At 45.8% G+C, this 25,742-nt stretch carries 16 protein-coding genes, 2 tRNA genes and 2 rRNA genes (1 of these 20 running past the window's edge); 7 read left to right on the forward strand and 13 right to left on the reverse strand.

The genetic code is table 11. The features are described 5' to 3' along the window. From KUA46_RS09940 to KUA46_RS09995, 12 genes are all read right to left on the reverse strand, one after another. Window positions 1–897 (reverse strand): 23S ribosomal RNA (locus tag KUA46_RS09940) (it extends 1,999 nt beyond the left edge of the window). 178 nt (window positions 898–1,075) lie between these two features. Next, window positions 1,076–1,152, reverse strand: a tRNA-Ala gene (locus tag KUA46_RS09945). Window positions 1,153–1,215: 63 nt separating this feature from the next. Next, window positions 1,216–1,289: transfer RNA gene (locus KUA46_RS09950), tRNA-Ile, on the reverse strand. 132 nt (window positions 1,290–1,421) lie between these two features. After that, window positions 1,422–2,953 (reverse strand): 16S ribosomal RNA (locus KUA46_RS09955). The 16S and 23S rRNA genes sit together here with 2 tRNA genes alongside, the layout of an rRNA operon. Before the next feature lie 615 nt (window positions 2,954–3,568). Next, the gene (locus KUA46_RS09960) at window positions 3,569–3,970 is read right to left on the reverse strand and encodes a hypothetical protein (protein WP_334650099.1); all 402 of its coding nucleotides are present in this window, start codon (window positions 3,968–3,970) and stop codon (window positions 3,569–3,571) included. Window positions 3,971–4,067: 97 nt separating this feature from the next. Beyond that, the gene (locus tag KUA46_RS09965; RefSeq protein ID WP_153093848.1) at window positions 4,068–5,411 is read right to left on the reverse strand and encodes a glutamate synthase small subunit; all 1,344 of its coding nucleotides are present in this window, start codon (window positions 5,409–5,411) and stop codon (window positions 4,068–4,070) included. Between the two features lie 19 nt (window positions 5,412–5,430). Further along, window positions 5,431–9,954 (reverse strand): glutamate synthase large subunit, encoded by a 4,524-nt coding sequence (gene gltB / locus KUA46_RS09970; RefSeq protein ID WP_218487594.1) that lies wholly within the window; start codon window positions 9,952–9,954, stop codon window positions 5,431–5,433. A gap of 81 nt (window positions 9,955–10,035) precedes the next feature. Further along, window positions 10,036–11,823: an asparagine synthase B gene (asnB, locus tag KUA46_RS09975; RefSeq protein ID WP_118201470.1), complete on the reverse strand. Its 1,788-nt coding sequence runs from the start codon at window positions 11,821–11,823 to the stop codon at window positions 10,036–10,038. A 491-nt stretch (window positions 11,824–12,314) separates the two neighbouring features. Further along, window positions 12,315–13,049: a hypothetical protein gene (locus KUA46_RS09980; protein WP_153138129.1), complete on the reverse strand. Its 735-nt coding sequence runs from the start codon at window positions 13,047–13,049 to the stop codon at window positions 12,315–12,317. Window positions 13,050–13,251: 202 nt separating this feature from the next. Then, entirely contained in the window at window positions 13,252–14,514 is a 1,263-nt protein-coding gene (locus KUA46_RS09985) for an ammonium transporter (protein WP_153138127.1), read from the reverse strand. A gap of 63 nt (window positions 14,515–14,577) precedes the next feature. Beyond that, on the reverse strand, window positions 14,578–14,934 hold the full coding sequence (locus KUA46_RS09990; RefSeq protein ID WP_218487595.1) for a P-II family nitrogen regulator: 357 nt from the start codon (window positions 14,932–14,934) through the stop codon (window positions 14,578–14,580). Between the two features lie 346 nt (window positions 14,935–15,280). Further along, window positions 15,281–18,208, reverse strand: coding sequence for a glycoside hydrolase family 2 TIM barrel-domain containing protein (locus KUA46_RS09995; RefSeq protein ID WP_256625079.1), 2,928 nt, complete (start codon window positions 18,206–18,208; stop codon window positions 15,281–15,283). 389 nt (window positions 18,209–18,597) lie between these two features. Here KUA46_RS09995 and KUA46_RS10000 point away from each other — a divergent pair, with 389 nt between their 5' ends. The 7 genes from KUA46_RS10000 to KUA46_RS10030 all read left to right on the forward strand — a co-directional run bounded on the left by KUA46_RS10000 (window position 18,598) and on the right by KUA46_RS10030 (window position 23,501). Next, window positions 18,598–19,869 carry a site-specific integrase gene (locus KUA46_RS10000; protein WP_218435302.1) on the forward strand — a complete coding sequence of 424 codons (1,272 nt, stop codon included), beginning with the start codon at window positions 18,598–18,600 and terminating at the stop codon, window positions 19,867–19,869. After that, window positions 19,866–20,261: a hypothetical protein gene (locus KUA46_RS10005; RefSeq protein ID WP_225982371.1), complete on the forward strand. Its 396-nt coding sequence runs from the start codon at window positions 19,866–19,868 to the stop codon at window positions 20,259–20,261. Before KUA46_RS10000 ends, KUA46_RS10005 begins: the two co-directional genes overlap by 4 nt. A 797-nt stretch (window positions 20,262–21,058) precedes the next feature. Next, a complete protein-coding gene (locus KUA46_RS10010) occupies window positions 21,059–21,850 on the forward strand; it encodes a hypothetical protein (protein WP_225982370.1) in 792 nt (263 codons plus the stop codon). Window positions 21,851–21,872: 22 nt separating this feature from the next. Then, window positions 21,873–22,703, forward strand: a complete 831-nt coding sequence (locus tag KUA46_RS10015) for a hypothetical protein (protein WP_225451465.1) — start codon at window positions 21,873–21,875, stop codon at window positions 22,701–22,703. 248 nt (window positions 22,704–22,951) lie between these two features. Next, on the forward strand, window positions 22,952–23,245 hold the full coding sequence (locus KUA46_RS10020; RefSeq protein ID WP_199658369.1) for an IS1 family transposase: 294 nt from the start codon (window positions 22,952–22,954) through the stop codon (window positions 23,243–23,245). Next, window positions 23,221–23,343 (forward strand): hypothetical protein, encoded by a 123-nt coding sequence (locus tag KUA46_RS10025; protein ID WP_259318118.1) that lies wholly within the window; start codon window positions 23,221–23,223, stop codon window positions 23,341–23,343. Before KUA46_RS10020 ends, KUA46_RS10025 begins: the two co-directional genes overlap by 25 nt. A 32-nt stretch (window positions 23,344–23,375) precedes the next feature. Then, the gene (locus KUA46_RS10030; RefSeq protein ID WP_353888547.1) at window positions 23,376–23,501 is read left to right on the forward strand and encodes a hypothetical protein; all 126 of its coding nucleotides are present in this window, start codon (window positions 23,376–23,378) and stop codon (window positions 23,499–23,501) included. A gap of 207 nt (window positions 23,502–23,708) precedes the next feature. On the opposite strand, the gene mobC is transcribed toward KUA46_RS10030, so the two are convergent. Continuing rightward, a complete protein-coding gene (gene mobC, locus KUA46_RS10035) occupies window positions 23,709–25,715 on the reverse strand; it encodes a conjugal transfer protein MobC (RefSeq protein WP_218487597.1) in 2,007 nt (668 codons plus the stop codon). Window positions 25,716–25,742 lie beyond the last annotated feature (27 nt).

The following is a 25,742-nucleotide window of genomic DNA, read 5'->3' on the forward strand; positions in this document are numbered from 1 at the left end:
TACCTCTCACGGTGACCATCCGACGCGGCACCTAAATGCCTTTCGGGGAGTACGAGCTATCTCCAAGTTTGATTGGCCTTTCACTCCTACACTCGGCTCATCCAGAAGCTTTTCAACGCTTATTGGTGCGGACCTCCATCCCGTGTTACCGGGACTTCATCCTGGCCAAGTGTAGATCACTTGGTTTCGCGTCTACCCCCACTGACTGTGCGCCCTGTTCAGGCTCGCTTTCACTGCGGCTACGTGTCTCGTGACACTCAACCTCGCCAGTGACGGTAACTCGTAGGATCATTATGCAAAAGGCACGCCGTCACATCTTACGATGCTCCGACCGCTTGTAGGCGTATGGTTTCAGGAACTATTTCACTCCCCTGCTCGGGGTTCTTTTCACCTTTCCTTCACAGTACTCGTTCGCTATCGGTCTCACGGGAGTATTTAGCCTTACCGGATGGTCCCGGCAGATTCGCGCAGGATTCCTCGTGTCCCGCGTTACTCAGGATACCGCTATGCTGCATTTCGCTTCACATACTGGACTATCACCGTCTATGGTCACATTTTCCAAAGTGTTCTGTTCACGATTTGCATACAATGTCGCGGTCCTACAACCCCGCTGACGCCTTGCGACGTCAACGGTTTGGGCTGTTCCCCGTTCGCTCGCCACTACTGGGGGAATCATTATTTATTTTCTCTTCCTACAGGTACTAAGATGTTTCAGTTCCCTGCGTTAGCTCTCTTACATTGGTAAGAGTAACCGTCCTTCAGACGGCTAGGTTGTCCCATTCGGAAATCTTCGGATCAAGGGTTATTTGCACCTACCCGAAGCTTATCGCAGCTTATCACGTCCTTCATCGCCTCCGTGAGCCTAGGCATCCGCCATACGCCCTTTCTTACTTTCTTTACGACTGTATTCTTGTTACTCGTTTCCGAATAACGAATAAGTAGCTCATACTTTCAGCTGTATTCTAACAAAGTGAAATCTCATCTTGCGATTTGATTTACTTTAGTCTGAACTAAAGTTCATTACTTACAGTTTTGCTTGTGTCAATATGTCAAAGATCTTCTTGCCTTAAAGGCATGGTGGAGAATAACGGATTCGAACCGTTGACCCCCTGCTTGCAAAGCAGGTGCTCTAGCCAACTGAGCTAATCCCCCAAATCGAGAAGTAAAGAATGAATCAAAGTTGAACTTTGATTACACATTGGCTGCGCCGATGTGTAGTCCCAGGCAGATTTGAACTGCCGACCTCCACATTATCAGTGTGGCGCTCTAACCAACTGAGCTATAGGACTGTGTTGGTAAAGAGTAGCATCTCTGCCGAACATTCTCTATCTCTTATTTAATTAAACAGATGGTGCGTACAAGAAGAGAAGCGAACTTTTAAGTCCTGTTCCTAAATCTTCATAGGAAATTCGTCTCTCCAGAAAGGAGGTGTTCCAGCCGCACCTTCCGGTACGGCTACCTTGTTACGACTTAGCCCCAATTACCAGTTTCGCCCTAGGCCGCTCCTTACGGTCACGGACTTTAGGCGCCCCCGGCTTTCATGGCTTGACGGGCGGTGTGTACAAGGCCCGGGAACGTATTCACCGCGCCATGGCTGATGCGCGATTACTAGCGAATCCAGCTTCGTGGGGTCGGGTTGCAGACCCCAGTCCGAACTGAGACAGGCTTTAAGGATTTGATCCATTTTGCAAGGGACCATCTCTCTGTACCTGCCATTGTAACACGTGTGTAGCCCCGGACGTAAGGGCCGTGCTGATTTGACGTCATCCCCACCTTCCTCACACCTTACGGTGGCAGTGTCCCCAGAGTGCCCAGCTTAACCTGATGGCAACTAAGGAGAGGGGTTGCGCTCGTTATGGCACTTAAGCCGACACCTCACGGCACGAGCTGACGACAACCATGCAGCACCTTCACAGAGGCCCCGAAGGGCGTCATTGTCTCCAAATCCTTCCTCTGCAATTCAAGCCCGGGTAAGGTTCCTCGCGTATCATCGAATTAAACCACATGTTCCTCCGCTTGTGCGGGCCCCCGTCAATTCCTTTGAGTTTCACCGTTGCCGGCGTACTCCCCAGGTGGGATGCTTAATGCTTTCGCTTGGCCGCTGACCTATTCAGACCAACAGCGGGCATCCATCGTTTACCGTGCGGACTACCAGGGTATCTAATCCTGTTCGATACCCGCACTTTCGAGCTTCAGCGTCAGTTGCGCTCCAGTGAGCTGCCTTCGCAATCGGAGTTCTTCGTGATATCTAAGCATTTCACCGCTACACCACGAATTCCGCCCACTTTGTGCGTACTCAAGGAAACCAGTTCGCGCTGCAGTTCAGATGTTGAGCATCTACATTTCACAACACGCTTAATCTCCGGCCTACGCTCCCTTTAAACCCAATAAATCCGGATAACGCCCGGACCTTCCGTATTACCGCGGCTGCTGGCACGGAATTAGCCGGTCCTTATTCATAAGGTACATGCAAAAAGTCTCACGAGACTCACTTTATTCCCTTATAAAAGCAGTTTACAACCCATAGGGCCGTCATCCTGCACGCTACTTGGCTGGTTCAGGCTCTCGCCCATTGACCAATATTCCTCACTGCTGCCTCCCGTAGGAGTTTGGACCGTGTCTCAGTTCCAATGTGGGGGACCTTCCTCTCAGAACCCCTACTGATCGTCGCCTTGGTGGGCCGTTACCCCGCCAACAAGCTAATCAGACGCATCCCCATCCATCACCGATAAATCTTTAATCTCTTTCAGATGTCTTCTAGAGACGTCATTGGGTATTAGTCTTACTTTCGCAAGGTTATCCCCAAGTGGTGGGCAGGTTGGATACGCGTTACTCACCCGTGCGCCGGTCGACGCCCACCGAAAGCAAGCTTTCGATGTCGTTTCCCCTCGACTTGCATGTGTTAAGCCTGTAGCTAGCGTTCATCCTGAGCCAGGATCAAACTCTCCATTGTAAAATATCATTTTTACCTAGCCTTGCGGCTTGGTTTGTTTGTTGTCTGTACCTAGGACGAATATCCTTTTCGTTTATTGAAGCTTAGTAAACCTGACTTGTCAATTGCTTGACGGTTCGTTTCTTTTACCCAATCAACTTTCTTATTTCTAAGAAGTTAACCGCTTCTTGTACTACTTGTCTGTTTATGTAAAATCTTTCAAAGAACTCTTTCTTTAATCGCTAAGAGAAAGCGTATTTCTCAAAAGCGAGTGCAAAAGTACTAACTATTTTTCATTCCACCAAATCTTTTCGCAAAAAAGTTGAGATTTTAGCCGTATTTTAACATCTATAAACAAATAAGCCCGTTTTAGAAGCTATTTTTGCCTATTTTAAAGGACTAAATAAAAACTACATTTCAAATTAGGAAATACACCTGTGATAGATTTAACTAGGAGCATGTAGAATAGAGAGACATGCATACGAATTTTCCTTCTTTATTATAATGTACGCGCGCAATAACATATTTTTTATCTTATCTAAACCTACACAAGCATCCCCCTAAACATTCTATCCAGCTATGCACTTAACAATAAATCCACTTATTTTTCTATATTTTTTAATTCTTGATTCCATTTCAATAGTTTTTACCACTCTTTCCACCCTCTTTCTTGATGAGCATGCGGTAGAGACCATCGCTCTTCAGGAGATCGATACCATAGTTGTCCCATTTGCGACTCTTGCGCACGCACATATCGGTGGTAACCATGATGTATCCTTTACCATTATGCATACGGGTGATGTAGGCATCACGGGTTCCGCCTTTAATGCGGGCATGCTCTTCTGGATTGAAGATAGGGTTGCCGCCATTGATGTCCTGACTGTTGTAACCATCACGGGAAATAGCGTAGGCTGTCCACTCCCCCTTATCGCTCATATGACAATAGAGATAACCATAATTTCCCTTTACAAGATTCTGTGCAGTCATTGGCATAGAGGCCGCCAACGCCAAGAGAACAGCTGATAATTTCTTTTTCATTGTGCTCAGAAGACAAAGGAGAGGGAGGAAAGAAAAAGGGAGGAAAGCCTCATCACTGAGGTCAACCTCCCTACACTTATAGTTAAAAATAACCGATTTATTTGTTCAGGAACTTATCTACCTGGGCAGCAATCTTTCTGCCGCTTGCCATGGCGCGTACTACCAGAGAGGCACCGCTTGCTGCATCGCCTGCCACGAATACATTCTCGGCAAATTCAGGCTGCTGTGGCTTCAGGAAGCCCATTGCCAGGAATACAGCCTCTGCCTTGATTATTTCTGGCTCACCAGCCTCTACCATCAACGGACGGCCACCCTCAGGGTTTGGTTTCCAATCAATAGGCTGAACCTTCACGCCTGTCAACTTGCCATTCTTTCCGAGGAACTCCAGAGAGTTGATGTTCCAGCGGCGAGTACAGCCTTCCTCATGACTTGAAGTGGTCTTCAGGGTGCGAGGCCAGTTTGGCCAAGGATTCTTAGGATCCTCAGGGCCTTCTACAGGCTTCGGCATGATTTCTATCTGGGTTACGCTCTTGCAACCCTGACGATGAGCAGTTCCGATACAGTCGGAACCCGTATCACCACCACCGATTACCAATACATCCTTGCCCTTGCAGTTAACCAGTTCGTCCTTAGAGAACTCCATACCGGCGAGGATACGGTTCTGCTGAGAAAGCAGCTCGAGGGCGAAATAAACACCCTTCAATTCTCTTCCAGGAATTTTCAGGTCGCGGGCTGTCGGTGTACCGGTAGATACCACGTAGGCATCGAAGCCTTCCGGCAACTTGGTAACGTCAATATGCTGGTTGTATCTGAATTCAATACCCTCCTCTTCGAGAAGACGGAGACGGCGGTCGATGATGCTCTTGTTGAGCTTGAAGTTTGGAATACCATAACGCAACAGACCACCGGCATTCTCACGTGCCTCGAATACAGTTACCTTATAGCCCTTATGGTTCAACTGGTTGGCAGCTACCAATCCTGCAGGACCGGCACCGATGACAGCCACCGCCTTGCCATTACGCTCAGGAATCTCAACATGTACATAATCCTCAGAGAAGGCGTGCTCCACGATGGCACACTCATCCTCACGGTTGGTGGTTGGCTCATGATCCATGAGATTCAATACACACGCCTTCTCACAGAGTGCAGGACAGATGCGTCCTGTGAACTCCGGAAAGTCGTTGGTGGAATTGAGGAGACGGTAAGCCTGCTCCCAGTCACCCTTGTAGAGGGCATCATTCCACTCCGGTGCCTTGTTGCCCAGCGGACAAGCCCAGTGACAGAAAGGCACACCACAATCCATGCAACGTGAAGCCTGCTGTCGGCGGTCGTTGCTATTCAATGTCTGTTCTACCTCGCTGAAGTCGAGGATTCTATCGTGAATTGGTCTATAACCTGCTTCCTTGCGAGGTATAGTCAAAAATGCTTTTGGATTTCCCATCTTTTTTCTAATTTTAAAATTAGTAATCTCGCTGCATATCCGCAATCTTCTGCTGCAACTTCTTTACCTGTTCCTCCTGGAGAACTCGCTTGTACTCGATTGGCACTACCTGGATGAAATCCTCTACGTAGTGGTTCCAGTCGTCGAGCATGGTACGGGCAAGCTTACTGCCGGTGTAGAGATAATGCTGACGGATCAGCTCGTGCAACTCCTTGCGATAGGTACTGTCCTCCACGAGGTTAATCTCCACCATATCCATGTTACAGAAGTAATCGAAGTTGTGGTTCTTATCCCATACGTAGGCAACACCACCACTCATACCAGCGGCAAAGTTACGGCCAGTTTCACCGAGCACTACTACTCTACCGCCCGTCATATACTCGCAGCAGTGGTCACCAGCGCCCTCAATCACGGCGATGGCACCGGAGTTACGAACACCGAAGCGCTCACCTACCTTACCATTGATATACAACTCACCGCTTGTGGCACCATACAATCCGGTGTTACCGGCGATGATGTTATCCTCGGCAGAGAAGTTGCTGCGGATAGGAGGAAGGATGGAAACACGACCTCCTGAAAGTCCCTTGGCGAAATAGTCATTGGTCTCACCCTCGAGCTTGAAATCTACTCCCTTCACCAGGAAGGCACCGAAGCTCTGACCTGCAGAACCCTTGAACTTCACGTTCACGGTCTTGTCTGGAAGACCAGCCTCACCATATTTCTCGGCAATCATACCGCTCAGCATCACACCGGCAGCACGGTCGGTATTCTTGATGGCAAAATCGAGGTTCACTTCTTCCTGATTCTCGATGGCACGCTGTGCACCACGAATCAACTGCTGATCGAGTACATTGTCGAGGTCATGAATCTGCTCGGTAGTATGATAGAGCGAGCAATGACCTGTCTCACGATGCAAGAGACGAGAGAAATCGAGCAAGTCGGCCTTCTCCTTGATGCTCTTGGCCACCTCTGGCTCTACGGCATCCGAACCCTCGGTAGGAACAATCTCCTCATCCTTTTTGCGGACGATTAGCTCGGTATGACCGATGATATCGTTCAATGAGGTGTAACCCATCTCTGCCAGATACTCACGAACCTCCTCAGCGAGGAAGCGGAAGTAGTTGATAAGATACTTGTAGCTGCCACGGAAGTGCGCACGGAGCTTAGGATCCTGTGTGGCAACACCCATAGGACAGGTATTCAAGTTACACTTACGCATCATGACACAACCCAATACGATGAGGGCTGCCGTACCGAAACTGAATTCCTCAGCACCGAGCAAAGCCATCAGGATGATGTCACGACCGCTCTTCAACTGACCATCCACCTGCAGGCGAACCTGGCCGCGAAGACCGTTCTTTACCAGAGTCTGCTGGGTTTCAGAAAGTCCGATTTCAGGAGAGATACCAGCGAAACGCATACTTGATGCAGGGCTGGCACCTGTACCACCCTCAGCACCAGAGATAACGATGAGGTCGGCCTTTGCCTTAGCCACACCAGCAGCGATGGTACCCACACCACTCTCAGCAACCAACTTCACAGAGATAGCCGCCTTAGGGTTTACGTTCTTGAGGTCGAAGATGAGCTGAGCCAAATCCTCGATACTGTAGATATCGTGATGAGGTGGAGGTGAAATCAAGCTGATGCCAGGGATAGAGTGACGGGTCTTGGCGATGACCTCGTTGACCTTGAAGCCAGGCAACTGACCACCCTCACCCGGTTTAGCACCCTGTGCCACCTTGATCTGGATTTCCTCTGCATTTACCAAATATTCTGTAGTCACACCGAATCGACCGGAAGCCACCTGCTTGGTCTTGCTGGAGAGGCTGATGCCATCCTGTGTAGAATGGAATCGCTCGTTATCCTCACCACCTTCACCGGTATTGCTTCGGGCACCGAGGGCGTTCATGGCGAGTGCCATTGCCTCGTGAGCCTCTTTGGAGAGGGCACCGAAACTCATCGCACCGGTAACGAAGTGCTTCACGATTTCCTCTACCGGCTCCACCTTATCTATAGAGATAGGATTCTTGCGGAAGCTGAAGAAGTCGCGGATGAAGATAGGCTCCTGCTTATCGTCAACGAGATGTGTATATTTCTTGAAGAGATCATAATCGCCCTTGCGGGTTGCGAGCTGCAGGGTGGCGATGGTCTCTGGGTTCCAAGCGTGCTTGATACCGTCCTTGCGGTAGTGGAACTGTCCCATACTTGGCAGGAACTCGAGCTTCTTGGTCTCGAATGCCTTGTCGTGCAGGCGGATGGCATCACGGGCGATGGTCTCGAGTCCGATACCGCCGATGGTGCTCACCTCTGTTCCGAAGTAGCTCTTCAGAAGGCTCTCGCTCAAACCGATGCTCTCGAAGATCTTGGCACCACGATAGCTTCGGATGGTAGAGATACCCATCTTAGCCATAATCTTGAACAAGCCCTTCTTCACAGCCTTAATGTAGTTCTGCTCGGCTGTATGGTAATCCTCCTGAATCTTTCCCTTCTTTACAAGGTCGTCGAGGATGGCGTATGTCAAGTATGGACAGAGGGCTGATGCACCGTAACCCAACAGGAGGGCTGCATGCATTACCTCACGAATCTCACCGCTCTCTACGATGAGGGCAGTCTGCACACGCTTGCCGGCATCAATCAGATAATGATGTACGGCACTCACGGCGAGCAGAGATGGAATGGCGGCATGAGTTTCATCCACGCCACGGTCGCTCAAGATGATGTAGTTGTAACCATCATCCACGCTCTGTGCTGCCTGCTTGCAGAGCTCATCCAGAGCCTCGTGCAATCCTTCTTCGCCCTTGGCGGTTTCGAAGAGCATGTGGAGTTTTACTGTATTAAATCCCTTGTAGCGGATATTCTGAAGGATATCTAGCTGGGTATTAGTCAGGATAGGATGTGGCAGACGGACCATCTTGCAGTTGCTCTCGTCTGGGTTCAGAATGCCGGAACCTACTCTACCGATATACTCGGTAAGACTCATCACGAGGTTCTCACGGATGGAGTCGATGGCAGGGTTGGTAACCTGAGCAAACTGCTGACGGAAGTAGTTGAAGAAGATCTGTGGCTGGTCGGAAAGCACAGCAAGCGGAGTATCATTACCCATAGAAGCAGTAGGTTCCTGACCCTTGGTAGCCATTGGGATGATAGTACCGTCGATATCTTCCTCGCCAAAACCGAATTCCAATTCCTTGCGAGTGAGGTTATCCACACCATTTTCCACCTTACGACCACTGCGAAGTTTCTCCAGTTCAATACGATTGGTGTTCAACCACTGGCGATATGGATGCTGGGCAGCCAGGCGCTCCTTGATTTCACCATCGTAGTAGATCTTACCCTCCTGTGTATCGATGAGGAGAATCTTACCAGGCTGCAGACGACCCTTCTCGGCAATCTCAGTAGGATCGAAATCCATCACACCTACCTCAGATGCGACTACCATCATATCGTTCTTGGTGATGGTGTAGCGGGCAGGACGCAGACCATTTCTATCGAGCATACCACCGGCGTAGCGGCCATCGCTGAAGAGCAAGGCAGCAGGACCATCCCATGGCTCCATCAGGATAGAGTGATACTCATAGAAAGCCTTCAGATCCTCAGAGATAGGGTTCTTGTCATTGAAGCTCTCAGGCACCATGACAGCCATGGCATGAGGCAATGACAAACCGCTCATCACGAAGAACTCAAATACATTATCAAGGCTTGCAGAGTCACTCATATTAGGCTGAACGATAGGAGAAATCTCACGGATATCGCCCAAAGCCTCGCTGCTCAACACACTCTCACGAGCCTTCATCCAGGCACGGTTACCACGGATGGTGTTAATCTCACCATTGTGGGCAAGGAGACGGAATGGCTGAGCCAGACTCCATGTTGGGAAGGTGTTGGTAGAGAAGCGGGAGTGAACCAGAGCCAGACCGCTTGTGAAATAATTATTGGTCAAGTCAGGATAATATTGGCGCAACTGGAGGCTGCTCAACATACCCTTATATACGATGTTCGAATTAGACAACGAACAAATATAGAAATCAGGATCACTGACACGTTTCTCAATACGTTTACGGATAAGATAGAGGGTGCGCTCAAAGACAGGCACCTTATCATCTGTAACACCTGTGATAAACACCTGTTTGATAGCTGGTTCGTTCCTCAAAGCAGCCTCACCCAAACAATCAGGGTTAGTAGGCACATTGCGGAGATGCATCAGCTGCAATCCCTCGCGTTCAATTTCCTCAATCATGATAGAGAGAATATCCTGCTGTTTCTTCTCATCCTTAGGCAAGAAGACGAGACCCGTACCATATTTACCTTTTTCTGGCACTGGGATACCCTGAAGAAGAATAAACTCATGTGGAATCTGGAGCATGATACCGGCACCATCACCCGTCTTGTTATCGGCACCCTCTGCACCACGATGACGCATGTTCTCGAGTACCTTCAAGGCGTTATCAACCAGCTCATGACTCTTGTTACCGTGGATATTCACCACCATACCTACGCCACACGCATCGTGCTCATAGGCTGAACTGTACAATCCTTTTTCCATTTCTTGTTCGTTTTATATCGGTTATTTCTAACTATTTTTATTACTTAAATATGAAGTGCAAAGTGATTCTTCACTCTTCACTTATTTATACGCCTGTTCGTGAACTCCCGCCACGGCTCTGCCGCTAGGATCGTTCTGGTTCTTGAATGAGGCATCCCAGGCAAGGGCTTCGGCTGTAGAACATGCTACGCTTGGCACACTAGGTACGCTCTTGGCAGCGCTGTCGCTTGGGAAATGCTCGGCGAAGATAGAACGATAATAATACTCCTCCTTATTCTGTGGAGGGTTGATAGGGAATCGCTCAGCAGCATGCGCCATCTGCTCATCGCTGACGGCAGATGCGGTAATCTGCTTCAGGGTATCAATCCATGAATAGCCCACACCATCTGAGAACTGTTCCTTCTGTCGCCATGCCACTTCTTCTGGAAGCAAATCGGCAAATGCCTCACGAACCACCTTTTTCTCGATGGTCTTATCCGGACACATCTTCAAAACCGGGTTCATACCCATCGCTACATCCAGGAACTCCTTGTCGAGGAAAGGCACACGGCCCTCGATGCCCCATGCAGCCAAACTCTTGTTGGCTCTCAAACAATCGTAGAGATAGAGTTTACCCAACTTTCGTACGGTTTCCTCATGGAATGCCTTGGCATCCGGTGCTTTATGGAAGTAGAGATAACCTCCGAATACCTCGTCGGCACCCTCGCCCGAAAGTACCATCTTGATACCCATGCTTCGGATGACTCTTGCTAAAAGATACATCGGGGTAGATGCACGGACGGTAGTCACATCGTAGGTCTCGATAAAATAAATGACATCACGGATAGCATCCAGACCTTCCTGAATGGTATAGTTGATTTCGTGATGCACGGTTCCGATATGCTCGGCTACCAACCGTGCCTTAGCCAAGTCAGGCGCACCCTTCAAACCTACGGCAAAGGAGTGCAGACGTGGCCAATATGCCTTGGTCTCTCCCCCATTCTCTACACGGGTAGAAGAATATTTCTCGGCTACAGCAGAGATAACAGAAGAATCAAGACCACCACTGAGAAGGACACCATAAGGAACATCACTCATCAACTGACGTTTGACAGAAGCCTCCAAAGCATCATGAATCTCTTTCACTGCCGCTTTCTCCTGAGGTTCAGCATCCTTCAGCTGTTCTTCAGCCTTCTTGGCATCATCAATCTGATATTTTTTCTGCATGGCAGCGTACTCAAACCAATCGCGTGTATAGTATCGCTTCATGCCAGGGTTCTTGCTATAATAATAATGACCTGGGAGGAATGGCTCATAGTGGTCGCACTGACCTTCCAAAGCCTTCAACTCACTTGCCACCAGCACTTTTCCATCCTTATCATAACCAATATAAAGAGGAATCACACCGATAGGATCGCGGGCGATGAGAAACTCATCACGTTCGGCATCGTAAAGTGCGAAGGCAAAGATACCGTTCAGCTCTTCAAGCATCTTGGAGATACGGGCGTGGAGCGCATCCTCACCTTTATATATTAAGGAATCAAAGTCGGAATCTGCTCGCATCTCACGATAGAGAGAAAGAATCACCTCACAGTCGGAACCGGTCTGATACTGGTATTTGCCAGCAAAACGAGCACGGATGTCCTGATGATTATAAATCTCACCGTTTACGGCAAGCACCTGTTTTTTGTCTGGTGCAAACAAAGGTTGGCGACCACTTTCAGGGTCAACAATACTCAGACGCTCATGTGCCAGGATAGCAGAACCACCACAGTAGATTCCACTCCAGTCTGGTCCGCGATGGCGAATCTTCTGGCTCATACGAAGCGCTTGCTGTCGCAATTCAGGAGTCTGCTCCTGAATATTGAAGATAGATACGATTCCACACATAAATCTTTTCCTTTCTTTTACGGTTATTTTTAACTATTATTCTCTCTTATTCACCTTGGCATGTCCAATCCATTCTTTTAGGAGCAAACCAAGCAAAAACAAAGCTTAAAATTACTTTTTGCTATGTTTCGGGTGCAAAATTACAACTTTTTGTTAGAATAAAGAAAAGATTAGTAGCATTTTGTCTTTACTTTATCACAACAATAACATATTAACGCATATTAGATTAAAACATATGATAAACTGAAAAGAAAAACATACTATTTAATTACAATCTGTAAAATACAATCATTTTTAAGATAAACAAAGCGTATCCAGGGCATATTATACGCTCATAGATATGCAACAAAGTATTCAGGGCATTATACACAGTTTCTTACCCCCCATATCATACAAAGAAATGCCGATAGCTCTTTGACGGAACTATCGGCATTTAAAATAAAAACTTAAACCTACCAACGTAAGATTATATCGTAAAACCTAAGAGCCTATTATGGCTGCAAGGTAAAACCTACTACCAGGTAAGCTTTTTCGGCGCTAGGGTTAGCAGCTACCTGAGCGAAGACTGGAACAGAGAAAGAATCTGTAATCTTCAAATCCTTGGTAGCTTTTACAGAAACATTGGTTACAGCAAAACCATTCACACCATAAAAAGCAGTCTTATATGGCACAGCACCAATGGCAGCTTCCCAATCGCATCCACCCAACTTGAATGGAGCAGTAGCTTCTACATATGACGCATACTTACGAGCATCCTTGTCATACCCTTCCTCTGCGTCGGTTGTCGCATCGTTTCCAGCGAAATTAGTGTACCAATTTAAGGCAACAGGACCGAAATCATAACCGATGTTAGCCTCAAAAACATGAGAAGTTTCATGTGCCTTATAGGCGAAATACTTCTCGTTAGGAGAGTTAAACCAGTAATCGGTTACGCCGATATGGAAGCCACCTGTTTCATAAGCCAAAGTAAGGTCAAACTCCTTAGTATCCTCTGGCTGAGAGATACCTACATTTCCCCAGGCTGTCAGAGACAAGCCCTTGTAACCGATACCGAGAGTAGGCTGCAAAGAGATTGCTCCCAAATCCTGACCACGCCAGTAATACTGGCTTACGATGTCAGCACCAATTGATGTTTCAACCTCATCCTGAGCAGAAGCAGCAGGAGCAAAAGCAACCAAACCAAGTGCAAAGGCACCCATTTTCTTTATATCAAAAATCTTCTTCATATTCTCTTATTTTTATGTGATACATTTTTGTTTTTAAAAGTTTCGGCAGCAAAGGTACTGCAAATCGAAGACAACACAAAATAAATCGCGATTTATTTATATTGTTGAGATGCAGCGTACCTTGTTCAAAGGTACTAATTATAACTCTGCTCGCCAAAACTTCTGCTGAAAAATCTCTCTCGCTCGCTATATGAAAGCATCTTTAGTTGTAGCAACTCTCACCATGCTCATAGATATCGAGACCTTCTTCCTCGATTCGCTTATCAACACGGAGACCAGCAATCTTCTTGATACCCCAGAAGAGGATAATACCTGTTACGGCTGCCCAAAGGTCGATGCAGAGAATGCCGAAGCACTGAGCACCGAAGAAGCCGAAGCCACCACCATAGAAGGCACCACCGTCGAGGGCGAAAAGACCAGTCATCAAGGTACCGAAGATACCACAAACACCATGTACAGAACTTGCACCTACAGGGTCATCAATATGAAGCTTGGTATCGATGAACTCGATAGAGAATACCAAGATGATACCTGCCAAGAGACCGATGATAGCTGAACCCAATGGACTAACCAAATCGCAACCAGCAGTAATGGCTACCAAACCAGCCAAGATACCATTCAATGTCAATGAGAATGATGGCTTGCCATACTTAATCCAAGATGTGAACATGGTACCCAAACCACCGCAGACTGCAGCCAAGTTGGTTGTCAGGAATACGTGACTGATAGCAACACGGTTAACCTCACCAGAAGCAGCGAGCTGAGAACCAGGGTTGAATCCGAACCAGCCGAACCAGAGGATGAATACACCAAGAGCAGCAGCCATCAGATTGTGACCTGGGATAGCAGTACTCTTACCATTGCGATACTTACCAAGACGAGGACCTAAGCAGATGGCACCAACCAAGGCAAGTACACCACCAACACTATGTACGATGGCAGAACCTGCGAAATCATGGAAGGCAGCACCGAAGGTGTTCATCATGAATGAGCCTGCCTCGCTGTTGCAAAGCCAACCGCCACCCCATGTCCAGTGACCCTCTACAGGGTAGATAATCAATGAAATGAAGAATGAGTAAACGCAGTACATGGAGAACTTGGTACGTTCTGCCATAGCTCCTGAAACGATGGTAGCACTAGTAGCGCAGAATACGGTTTCAAACATCAGGAAGCCTTCAGTAGGAAGACTGGCTGCATTTGTATAGAAAGACAAATCGCCGAAGTTAGGCATACCGATGAAACCGGCGCCATCGCTACCAAACATAAATCCGAAACCTACGAACCAGAAGAGAACGGAACCGATCATAAAATCGACAAAGTTCTTAAACAAGATGTTCGCGGTGTTTTTACTACGGGTAAAGCCCGCCTCGCAGAGGGCAAATCCCGGCTGCATGAAAAAGACCAACATGGCTGCCAAGAGCATCCATACGGTATCTACTGAAATTCCTAAATCCTGTACACTCATAACATAAAATCTTTAAAGTGTTCTTTAAACCTGAAAACTATTCTCTCTCCTCCAATTAGCATTTTATTTCTCCTGCTCAGCATTATAGAGAGCGATGTCGCCTCTTTCACTTGTACGGATTCTTACGGTATCCTCTACAGGAATTACAAAGATTCGACCATCACCAATCTCGCCTGTACGGGCAGCCTCCTGGATGGCATTAATCGTTTTCTCTACGTTCTTGTCGCGCACGACAATATTCAGCAACACTCGCTCGATACTACTGGTATCATACATGACACCACGATAGATTCGAGCCTGTCTCATCTTGCCCTCTCCTCTTACATCGTAGTAAGAGAACCACTCAATGTCGGCGGCAAGCAAAGCTTCTTTTACATCCTCAAACTTAGTCTTACGGATGATTGCTTCAATCTTTTTCATGTTAATCTCTCCTATTAATTAATTTACATTTTGTTTATTTTCTGGTGCAAAGATACGACATTTTGCTTAATATTTCACGGTATTATTTGCTTTTTGATGTCAATATTTTCATTTGGTTATTATTTTGCATAGTTCTTTTTAAAATACAGAACAAAATGAAAGCAAATTACACATTATTCATTTCATTTTGAAACAAACAATAAAAAACCGCTTGAAAGGCCCCAAAGACCCCTCAAGCGGCAAACCTAAAAACAAACTCTCAACCCTAAAACTAGGGTCACTTTATTATTTAAACTTAATCTTATACCCGTATTTCCGCATATATCTGAGTTTTATAACGGAAATTTTATTTTGCCTTTATTTTGAATGTAAATTCACGATCAGCATAATGGAGACGATACTTCTCCATAGGCTTGGTCATCCAACTGTCGATGCAGCCCAAAGGATACTGGCATTTCTGAATATGCAACTGCACGAGTCCCTTATCCACCAAATCACCACTGTGTTGTCCCCATGCATGCGTCTTCTCGATACCAGAATCCAAATCCTCTACCAGATAAGGGATGGCACTGCACTCCATAGGTTCATACCCCTCGAAGGTAATCCCCTTGCCGGTGATTGGATTAAAGATAGAGAAATAGCGGATATCGGTATGGTTACCACTCTCCTGCGGACGGATATATGGATAATATTCATCCTTCACGTCTGACTCGTACTTGCCAATAAAAGCAGAAGAATGACGATCTACGTAGTTCTCTTCAGGACCTCTACCATAATACTCGAGCTTAGAGAAAGTAGCAGGCATCTGCAACTGCAGACCGAATCTGAACAGATCGGCAACCTGAACCTCCTTGTCGGTAGTCATCTTCTGGGTAACATTCACCTCGCCCGCAGCACTGATGTCATAGCGGAGCATCAGCTGAGCTTTCACTTCAGGCATATCGAAGAGAGCTGTCAGCACCACATTGTCCTTACTCACATTTTTGTCGAAAGACTTCAGAGTCATCTGCGGGTTCTTCCATACTCTCATCTCCTTCTGCAGAGATGCTCCATAGTCATTATCGGTAGGAGCACGCCAGAATTCCGGAGTCATACTCTCACGGAACTTCAACATCGGTTCACCATCTACATCGAGATAATCTATCATACCCGTCTTCTTGCCGATGGTAACAGACATTCTCTGTGCGCTGACCTTCACATAAGAGTTGGTTTCCTCCACCTCCATACTGCTTGTCTCCTGCACCTTACCCTTCTTGGTTGGCGCAGCAGCAACAGCAGGAACCGCCGGTTTGGCAAACTGATAATCGCTGATGATAAACTGCTGGCGAGCCATCACCTGGCCCTTGTCTACCAGCGGCTGTGTGCCATCGCTTGCAAAAGCAAAGTTAAGAACAATCTCCTCCTTTGCATGCTTCGATTCAGCCTCTGCCACCGCATACTTCAGTTCATCACTTTTGATCAGTTTGGTAGCCTGAGGAGCAATACCCTTTGTTTCAGGAATCTCAACTGTAGCCAGTTTCATACCATTGGCATAAACCGTAGCTGTCAGGTTCAAGTCATCGATATTCTTGAAGAAGTTCTCGTTGTAAACCTTGAAAGCACCATTCACAGCATCCAGGTCCTTGATCCATACATTCTGATGATAGTACTGAATCTCGTAAGCATGAGGATTCAGACGGCGGTCTGGAGCAATGATACCATTACAGTTGAAGTTATAATCACTTGCCGGATAGCGGCCGTAATCTCCACCATAAGTAAAGATTTCCTTACCGGTAACAGGACTCTTGTCACGAATGCCCTGATCTACGAAGTCCCAGATATAGCCACCCTGATACTTAGGATACTTACGGATGAGGTCCCAATATTCCTTGAAACCACCTTCCGAATTACCCATAGCATGAGCATATTCGCACTGGATGTATGGTTTAACACCATCACTCTTGCAATATTTCTCACTCTCCTCGTAGTCGATATACATCGGACAGTAAATATCAGTCTTGCTGTCATAACCGCCACGCTCATACTGAACAGGACGGGTCTTGTCGAGCGCTTTCACCCAGTCATAGGTCTTTTCGAAGTTAATGCCGTAACCACACTCATTACCCAAACTCCATACGATGATAGAAGGGTGATTGATAAAACTTTTCACATTACCTTCATTGCGCTCGATGTGAGTCTGGAGATACTCAGGGAACTTAGCGAGTGATTTTTCCTCATATCCCATACCATGAGATTCGAGGTTAGCCTCAGCAGTAAGATACAGTCCGTATTCATCACAGAGTTCATACCAGCGAGGATCATCAGGATAATGGCAGGTACGAACCGCATTGATGTTCAACTGTTTCATGATTCTGATATCCTGAATCATGCGCTCTACACTTACCACATATCCACCATCCGGATCCATCTCATGCCGGTTGGCACCCTTAATCAGTACAGGCTTGCCGTTCACCAGCAACTGGGCGTTCTTGATTTCCACATTGCGGAAGCCCACCTTCTGCGGAATCACCTCCGCTACCCCCTGCTTATTCTTCAGAGAGATGTATACCTTATATAAATAAGGTGTCTCAGCAGTCCAAGCCTTCACCTTCGGTACTTTGATTATACCCTGAGCTCCGGTAGCCGATGCTATTTGCTTGCCATCCTTATCGCACAAGGCAACAGTCACATCAGTCTTGCCGCCCTTCAGCGCTATCTGATAGTTCAGGATACCATCCCGATAATTATTCATCAAACCGGCAGCAAGACGGATATCGGCAGCATGAAGTTTCGGACGTGCATAGAGATAAACCTCACGGGCTATACCAGTAAAGCGCCAGAAGTCCTGATCCTCGAAATAAGAACCATCGCACCAGCGCATCACTTGCATAGCTATCAGGTTCCTGCCCGGCTTCAGATACTTGGAGATATTAAACTCGGCAGCCACCTTGCTGTCTTCACTATATCCCACATACTTGCCGTTCACCCAAAGGGTCAGGTTGCTGGTAGCCGAACCTACATGGAAATAGACATCCTTGCCCTTCCAGTCCTTAGGAAGATCAAAGGTGCGGCGATAGGAACCCGTATAGTTGTTGAGTTCGCTGATATAAGGAGGATTTGGGTCAAACTGGGTAGCCCAGGCATAACCGACATTCTTATAAGTAGCATCTCCATAACCGTTCAGTTCGAACAGCCCCGGTACAGGGAAATCCTTCCACTCCGAATCGTCATAGTTGGCTGCATAGAAGTTGGCAGGACGCTTGTTATGATCCTTCACGAAGTTAAACTTCCACATGCCTTCCATCGAAAGATAGTTGGCCGACTTCTTCTTGTCGAAAGTGCATATAAAAAGTGTTTGAGAGAAGAATGAGGAAAGTTTACTGGTTATCAGTTACTTTCCTCATTTTGGTTAAAAGTGGCGAGGACAGACGAAGACGGGAATACGACAAGATGAGACAGAGGAACGTTACCTATCCGTAACCTATACCCCAAATGGGGAATGTTGAGGTTCGGAAGAATGAAGAAGGTTACGAATTGAATTTGAATACTCTGATTTATAGTGAGTTACTAATGAGTAACGCAAGATTTTTGGTTACGAACCAAATTTGCCGTGTTCTGCCGTGAAATGCGTAGCAAGAAAAGACTCTTCATGTATTAATTTTGACCGCAAAAAAGAATGACGTTATGAAGAGTACATTTTCAATTATCTTCTACCTCAAAAGACAGGTAGTAAAGAAAGACGGTACAGTTCCAGTTATGGGACGTATCACAGTGGACGGAACACAGGCGCAGTTCAGTTGCAAGACAACAGCTAATCCAGATTTGTGGGACACCAAAGGCGGACGCATGATAGGTAAGAGTATGCAGGCCTTGGAAGTGAACCGCAAATTGGACAAGATGCGTGTGAGTATCATTAAGCATTATCAGGAGATTATGGACAGGGACAACTTCGTCACTGCCGACAAGGTAAAGAACGCCTTTCTTGGCTTGGAGTATCGTTGCCATACACTGATGAAAGTCTATTCTCAAAGCCGTGATGAAATGGAAAAGCAATATAAGGCTGGCATGAAATCTTTGAGTACATACACGAAGTATAGAATCGGGTGTGCCTATGTGGGCGAGTTCATGCAGACGCAGTACCATGTGAAGGATATTGCTCTGAAAGAGTTATCGCTGCCTTTTATCACAGACTACGAGACTTTTCTCAGAACCGACAAGCACTTGAAGATAAACTCTGCGATGGTGTTTGTCCGCAATCTCCGTGCAATGGTATTCCGCGCCATAGATAATGAGTGGCTTGTAAAAGACCCTTTCAGACGATATGAGTACAAGGAAGAAGAGACCACAAGAGAGTTTCTGAGCAAAGAAGAGATTCACCTGTTGATGGAAACACCTATCACAAGAAAGAAGATGAGTATGGTGCGTGACTTGTTCCTGTTCTGTTGTTTTACAGGTCTCGCTTTCATTGATCTGTACAACTTGAAGGAAGAGAACATCAAGGAATTTTTCGATGAAGGTGAATGGATCGTTATCCATCGACAGAAGACCGGAACGGAAGCCAACATCAAGTTGCTTGATTATCCCAAGCAAATTATGGAAAAATACCGTGGATTGTGTGAAGACGGCAGGGTATTTCCAGTACCCAACTACAAAAGTTGTATGGATTCGCTCAAAAGACTGGGCAAAAAATGTGGTATCACCAAGCCGCTGTCCTGGCACATGAGCCGTCATTCGTTCGCAACCTCGGTTTGCCTCTCCAACGGAGTTCCAATAGAAACCGTGAGTTCAATGCTTGGTCACAAGGACATAAAGACAACTCAGGTGTATGCCAAAATTACCAAGGAGAAATTGAGTAAAGACGTGGAAAAGTTGTCTCAGCAAATAAATAACATTGAGGAATTCACGTTTGGAAATGTTTGCAACGATAATACTAACACTATAAATGGCAGAGTATGAAACGACAAGTGATAACAATACAGGAAGATATGGTCATCTACGCCCCACATCATGGTGAGGTGTGGATGACAGTTTGGGAGATTGCCGAACTGTTGAATGTAACAGGGACAGCAGTGAAGAATACCATCAAGCGCATTTGGAAACAAAGTGTGCTGAAAGACTTCCGGCATTCTCAATACATCAAACTTGAAAATGGATATTCTGCGCATGTCTATGATATGGAAGTGATTATCGCCATAGCATTTCAAATGGATACATACCAAGCCTTGTTGTTCAGACAATGGTTTATCAGTAAGGTTGTGAACCGCAAGGATTGCCAAGCAGAGCAAGTAAAACACGAGTATCCGATGATTATTGTGATGAATGGAACGATGCCAAGAGGTGCAAGTTAGAATTTCTCATTTTTTAATAAGATTCCTACACCTTTATAATATAATAGCGTACAGGAGAAACGATTTTTGTCGTTGTACCGCACCGCCACAGGAGCAAGATACTGCTGAAAAACACGAAACAAAGAATATAGAAACAGAACAAAGCATAGTTGGAAAACAAGCACGCTCCGTCTGTCGGTTATGACACCTAATTATATATAGGGGTATCTTGATGTTTTTATCATAATAAGATACCCCTGTTTTTTACATGAAATCTCAAATTTGTAAACATAACCCCATCATAAAAAATGAATAGCAAGTATTCCTGCTGAGTTTATCAAATCAGGGCCATTGTTGTTGATGACGACTCTACCATCAGCTCATATATACCTTTTCGACACAAGCATATCTTGTTTTCATTTGTACTCCGAGTGTGTACAGTTTCAAACCATTATTTACATTCTAACATAAGAAACTGAAGCCGTAACGATTTGTGTATTTTTGCCAAACTAACTCCAGTACATACAACAGATGTAAAAGATTTCTGCAAAATTGACCGAAATCATAAGAAAAAAACGCCAAACCAGCAAATTTCTTAAAGATTATATCCGTTTATTAAGATTATTTTTGTATATTTGCAGCATTAGTTTGGTGGTAAAGCCTATTGGCCTGCCACGTGACAATAGGACTTTACGGAGCAAGCCTATATCACAATTCTTCTCCGTAGTAACAGTCCGTTCTCTCTCTCTCACTGGTCTCTCCCTGCGCGGCAGAGGCATACGTTTTTATATTTTTCAAACACTCCAAATTGACAGCGCATGAGAAAGTTTACTTCTTTGTTACTGTTAGGCTTCGCTATCGGCAGTTTCGCACAAACGCCCGGAGGAGTCAGCGGAAGCGAACTGTGGTTCAAGACTGCGCCATTGAACTCAGACCTGCAAGGTTATTACCGTTGGCAGGATTTCTCTGGGGATTCCATACGGCTGATGCTATTGGACAGCCGTGGCGTCAAGTCTGAACTTACTCTTCCGAACAGTTCAGTCCATTACTTCAACTTCAATCCGAGTCTCTGGCTCGCAGACGGATTCCGCAGCCTGAGTGCCAGCCTCAAGCACGGCGACCTCTCACAGGCTACCGTCATCGGTGTCTTTGCACCGGAACTGGCAACCATCGGCAAGGATATGGTTGTCTATGCTCTTGACGGCCGCAAGGGTGACGGAGCCATTCTGAGCAAGGACAAAGCCGTAAGGGGTAGAGGTGTTGAACCACTGGACTATGGTTCAGCATCGGGTGAAGACCTGCTTTATCAATCAAGTGATTCTTTGTCCGAGAACGGTTTTAAGGAAAGCGCTCTGCGAGTTGTGTCCTACTTCAAGGTAAGCAATCCTTCAACAGCATTGTGGGGAGACAACTCCAACACCACATTATTCATAGGAACACCTTCCACCTCAGGCAGCTTCGGTACGGATTTTCCGACCTCGCTCTTCGGTAATGCTTCCATCCGGGGATATGCCCCTGAGCTTATTGTGTTCAGCAGGATGCTTACACCCGATGAGCGCAGAAAAGTGGAGAGCTATCTGGCGGTAAAGTACGGCATCACCCTCCTTTAATTAACTTTTGAACACTCTAAAAATGAAGAAGTCCTTATCTTTGATATTGTATGTATTTATGTGCAGCTGTTGTCTTGGCTCTTCGAGAGTCTCATTGAATTATAAAAATGATGAATCAACAGACGCACTAGAAGTAAAGTCGCCAATCTGTAGTCCTCTAAATTCTGAAGATAATGAACTAACAGATTCTATAACAACTAATTTTTCTCAGAGCAATGTAACATATTATGGTATCCGGATTTGGCCCCAAGACGAAGAATACTACCAGAAAAGTGTAGAAAACAGGTTGTATCTTGTGTTAGGGATTAATGATACGTTGGTAGTTATATCCGATAACCCAATATTTTTTGGGGCGAATATATTATCAATAAGATCAAAAAGTAGAGCAAGGAAGGTATATTCAAGGTACAATCTTAATTTTGACAATGATCTTCCAATAAGATTTTATGCCACATCTTCATCAGATACTCTTATTTATGAAAAAATACCAATAAAATCTGCTCCGTATCAATTGTCCAAGGGTATATTGAAGACAAATAGGTTAATTGGTCTCCCCATATATGTGGGTATGCCTATCAAAGTGCTAAATAGAAAAGTGGGGATAGAGGGAATAATCCCACTTGAAACCTTAACAGAGTATAAGGTAATGTGCGTCATACATCCAGAAGCGGTTCGCTCTCTTTGGGTAGATAAACAATATATCCAATCATTGAAGCAGTTAAGTCACTGTGATATAACAATGATCATATTAAAATTAAAAGATAACAAGATTGATACCATTGAGTTTACCAATTTTGGGAAATATAAAATGACGGATGGAATGAGCGTAACATCATATTTAAAATTTAGATAATGCGGTAATGGCCAAAAGACGTAAAGAAATTCCAGTAAGCGAAAGAACTGTTATTTTGAAAGGATTACGAAAATGAAAAAAAACATTACCCGTTGGCGGAATTAAATATGGAATAAGATGGGTAATGCTTCAAATCGGGAGTTGTTGTAATAATCATCTGATTATCAATGTGATTTTTAAAAGATTAGGCGTAAAGGCAGGGAAAGATTCTCTGCCTTTTGCTATATTTGTAACCCAAAACAAAGAAAATGAATATACGAGAACGCTTCGGCACTTTATGCTCCAGATTGGGAGTCGAGCTTCAATGTCCACATTGCTACTCAAACAATATTATCAAAAGTGGTAAAAGTAGTACAGGTAAACAACGCTACCGATGCAAACATTGCCAGAAGCGTTTTATTACTGACTACACATACAAAGCCTATCTTCCTAACTCTGACACCAAAATCACTCAACTGACCAAAGAGGGATTGGGTATTCGCAGTACGGCACGAATATTGGGAATTTCATTACCACCTTGCTTAAGAAGATTTTGCAGATAGTAAGCAATATCAAGCAGCCACCTACCTCTGTAGGCAAGACCTACGAAGTGGATGAGATGCGCATTTTTATCGGTAAAAAAATCATCCGCGCTGGTTAGTGTACGCCTTGGATAGAGAAACTCGCAAGGTTGTGGCTTTTAAAGTGGGCAGACGTACCAACCGTACTCTGTCTGTTGTGCTTCAAAGTCTTTTTCTGTCCAAAGCCAAAATGATTTACACCGATAAACTGAAAAAATACAGTTATCTCATCAGCTGAAAAATACACCGTACCGTTTTCCGTTCTACCAACCATATCGAGTGGCACAATCTTACACTTCGTATCCACCTGAAACGACTGAACCGAAAACGATTTGTTACAGCCGCAGTTTATCAGTGCTAACAGCTATCATAAGGATTTACCTGTGGGTATAGCTACGGTCCGTAATCATAACACCGCAACCACAATACCCAATCCGTGTTTGCACTACTTGTCTGGAATGAGATGGGACAAGGCAGGGGTGTTTTTTATCCTTTGAATCTCCGAATCAACCAGCGTCAGTATCTCTTGTTTTACCTTACGATAGTTGGCTTCGATAGTCTCTTTGAGATTATCGGAGCCATCTTCGTTTTTGAATTCCACTATCACTGGGATAGGCTGGTATGCTTTCATTTCTGCCGACACCTTGACGCTATCCACCACTATCTCCGCATGGAAAATCTTTTGGTCGATGCGTTCGTCGAAGTTATCGGACACCGCACCCACGAATATACCTTGTGTGAGGTTGGAAATCTTGCTTGCCGGGATAAGGCTATCCATTTGCGTGGAAATGGAGGTGGATTTGTCGTTGCGGTTGATGGTCATGGACTGCCGTTGCTGTAGCACCTTTCCGAAGCGTTCGCTAAGTGTCTTGGCAGTTTCGCCCACAACTTGACCGCTAAACACATTGCCTACAGTGTTCTGGATTACCTTGCTCTCCTTGTCGCCATAGTCACGGGTAAGCTGTGAAAAGTCCTGAAAACCCAAGCACACGGCGACCTTGTTGCTTCGGGCTGTGGCGATAAGGTTATCCAACCCACGAAAGTAGATAGTCGGCAACTCGTCGATTATCACAGACGATTTGAGCTGCTTCTTCTTATTGATGAGCTTCACGATACGGCTATTATACAGACCAAGTGCTGCCGAATAGATATTCTGGCGGTCGGGATTGTTACCTACAACCAGCACTTTCGGCTCCTTGGGATTATTGATGTCAAGCGAAAAATCATCGCCCGTCATCACCCAATAAAGGGCTGGTGAAATCATTCGTGAAAGCGGTATCTTGGCACTGGCTATCTGTCCCTGCAACTGATCCTGCGCTCCTCCCTCCCAAGCGTCCATAAAGGGAGAAAGATAGTTGGCAAGTTCATCGTAAGAAGTGAGTATCGGGAATATCTGTGCGTAAGGACGGTTCAGAAACTCGATAGCATGGGGAAAGGTGCAGTACTTTCCTTTCTCATATATCTTCAGAAACCAAATGATGGCAGCCAGCAAGATAATCGGCGACTCCACAAAGAAGTCTCCCTGCTTCTGAATCCACGAACGGTTAAGGTTGAGCATAATAGTATAGGCACTCTCGTAGGCATCCGATATATCCGTCATAAAGGCGGGATTGATAGGATTGCACCGATGCGACTTTCTCGGATCATCGAAGTTGATGACATAAAACTGAGGTTTTACCTTGTAGGCATCCAAGTGATGAAGCAGGTGATTGTAGGCTATCTCTGACAAATCGGGGAACTTATAGTCGTAGATATACATGGCAAAGCCTTTCTCAATCTGCTGTTTGATATAGTTGTTCACAATGGCGTAAGACTTACCCGAACCCGGCGTGCCGAGCACCATCGAGGCACGGAAGGGATTGACCACGTTAATCCAACCTTTGTTCCACTTCTTCTTATAGTAAAAACGTGTAGGCAGATTGACAGAATACTCGTTCACCATGAGTTTGGTCTCCTGCATGAAACTCTCGTTCTCATTATTGAAGACATCTTCCATGAGGTTGTGTTTCAAGAGCCTGCTAATCCAGAGTCCTCCCATCAACAGGCAGATATAACCCGCTGTCATTGTAAATATGTACAGCGTGGCATTGCCCAAATTAGATACAGGCAACAATAATATCCACCAGTTGAGGAAGAACAAGAAGAAGCCAACAGCAAGAACCGTCCAAATCCTGTTCCAACTCATCTTTTCCGCTTTCACGCCCTTGGTTCCCAGACATGAGAGTGCCAGGAGCAGAAGCGAAAACAGCTTGGTATAGAGAATGGAATGAAACAAACCACATGTACGGTTGAAGTTGATAAGGATTCTGTCAACAACCCCGATTGTCACTCCCCATATGTGCATTGCTTCATAGCAATACCAATACACATTCATAATTGCGAGTATGATACTCACGGCACGGAGAAAATCCATGATTTTCCCCAATGCTCTTAAATCGTCTTCTTGTGCCATTGTTTTTCTGTTTTGAAGTTATACAAA

The organism is Segatella copri, assembly GCF_019249765.2.
GTDB lineage: Bacteria > Bacteroidota > Bacteroidia > Bacteroidales > Bacteroidaceae > Prevotella > Prevotella copri_K.

What these genes read in the sequence shown, in the direction of transcription:
- KUA46_RS10020 (WP_199658369.1), top strand. Translation starts at nt 22,952, where the DNA reads ATGAATATACGAGAACGCTTCGGCACTTTATGCTCCAGATTGGGAGTC.
- KUA46_RS09965 (WP_153093848.1), bottom strand. Translation starts at nt 5,411, where the DNA reads ATGGGAAATCCAAAAGCATTTTTGACTATACCTCGCAAGGAAGCAGGT.
- KUA46_RS09985 (WP_153138127.1), bottom strand. Translation starts at nt 14,514, where the DNA reads ATGAGTGTACAGGATTTAGGAATTTCAGTAGATACCGTATGGATGCTC.
- KUA46_RS09980 (WP_153138129.1), bottom strand. Translation starts at nt 13,049, where the DNA reads ATGAAGAAGATTTTTGATATAAAGAAAATGGGTGCCTTTGCACTTGGT.
- KUA46_RS10015 (WP_225451465.1), top strand. Translation starts at nt 21,873, where the DNA reads ATGAAGAAGTCCTTATCTTTGATATTGTATGTATTTATGTGCAGCTGT.
- KUA46_RS10010 (WP_225982370.1), top strand. Translation starts at nt 21,059, where the DNA reads ATGAGAAAGTTTACTTCTTTGTTACTGTTAGGCTTCGCTATCGGCAGT.
- KUA46_RS09995 (WP_256625079.1), bottom strand. Translation starts at nt 18,208, where the DNA reads ATGTGGAAGTTTAACTTCGTGAAGGATCATAACAAGCGTCCTGCCAAC.
- KUA46_RS10000 (WP_218435302.1), top strand. Translation starts at nt 18,598, where the DNA reads ATGAAGAGTACATTTTCAATTATCTTCTACCTCAAAAGACAGGTAGTA.
- mobC (WP_218487597.1), bottom strand. Translation starts at nt 25,715, where the DNA reads ATGGCACAAGAAGACGATTTAAGAGCATTGGGGAAAATCATGGATTTT.
- asnB (WP_118201470.1), bottom strand. Translation starts at nt 11,823, where the DNA reads ATGTGTGGAATCGTATCTATCTTCAATATTCAGGAGCAGACTCCTGAA.
- KUA46_RS09960 (WP_334650099.1), bottom strand. Translation starts at nt 3,970, where the DNA reads ATGAAAAAGAAATTATCAGCTGTTCTCTTGGCGTTGGCGGCCTCTATG.
- KUA46_RS09990 (WP_218487595.1), bottom strand. Translation starts at nt 14,934, where the DNA reads ATGAAAAAGATTGAAGCAATCATCCGTAAGACTAAGTTTGAGGATGTA.
- gltB (WP_218487594.1), bottom strand. Translation starts at nt 9,954, where the DNA reads ATGGAAAAAGGATTGTACAGTTCAGCCTATGAGCACGATGCGTGTGGC.
- KUA46_RS10005 (WP_225982371.1), top strand. Translation starts at nt 19,866, where the DNA reads ATGAAACGACAAGTGATAACAATACAGGAAGATATGGTCATCTACGCC.